This is a genomic window from Roseburia sp. OM04-10BH, assembly GCF_003462605.1.
Lineage (GTDB): Bacteria > Bacillota > Clostridia > Lachnospirales > Lachnospiraceae > Roseburia_C > Roseburia_C amylophila.
This window is the reverse complement of record NZ_QTZI01000040.1, coordinates 1-745: the sequence shown is the minus strand read 5'-3', so window position 1 is coordinate 745 and position 745 is coordinate 1. Positions and strand designations below refer to the sequence as shown.

At 38.0% G+C, this 745-nt stretch carries 2 protein-coding genes; both read left to right on the top strand.

The window, feature by feature from the left end; all coding sequences use genetic code 11:
* Window positions 1–48: 48 nt before the first annotated feature.
* On the top strand, window positions 49–639 hold the full coding sequence (locus DXB43_RS14965; protein ID WP_243006702.1) for a DUF6033 family protein: 591 nt from the start codon (window positions 49–51) through the stop codon (window positions 637–639).
* Between the two features lie 46 nt (window positions 640–685).
* Window positions 686–745: hypothetical protein (locus DXB43_RS15975; RefSeq protein ID WP_442969682.1), on the top strand; the 60-nt coding region annotated here is incomplete at its 3' end.

Below are 745 nucleotides of genomic sequence, written 5' to 3'. Positions count from 1 at the left end.
GGCAACGTGACAACAAGTACAGTTGAATTAAAAACATCACGTCCCGGTGTGACAAAAACAGAGCAGATTAAGACAGGGTATAGTAATGTAAATGATTATTCAAAATACTTGCAGGGAAAATACCATTATGTGAATACGGGAACGACTTCAATGCAAGGGGTTCCGACAACAGTATCCGTTTCAAGTGCATTTTTACAGAAGTGTATGAATGATCCGGAAAAAGCAAAGTATCTGGAGGAAAACTTAGCAGCCATTCCAGATTGTGCCAAAAGTGCGGTTAATGGATGTTTGGGCACTTTGACAAATCTGAGTTATAAGGTTGATGAAAACGGAAATATTTCGGTGGCAATATCTGGTACAAATGATCCAGATGGGAAAATAGCGAAAGAGAATGCTGAACGAAAAGTAAAAGAGAACAGAGAAAAAGAGGAAAAGGTAAAAGAAAAAAGAGCTGCTAAAAAAGCAGAGGAAGAAAAAGCTGCAAAGCAACGTGCAGAAAAATCGGCAGAAAGAAAAGAAACGGGTGATTATACCTTATCCATAACTGGTAATGATGTAAAAAGTATGACACAGAGCCTTGTAGCAGAATCTGTGAGTATTTCTGCACCTGATAGATCAAGTTTTGATATTAAGGCATAAGAGGGTTCGGTAAAAGGAAAATATCAAATCAATGCATTAGTTGGAAGTGCTTGTTTCCTATTATGGCATATCCAAGCTAACGATAGCAAAAATGGCTGGTGTTGAG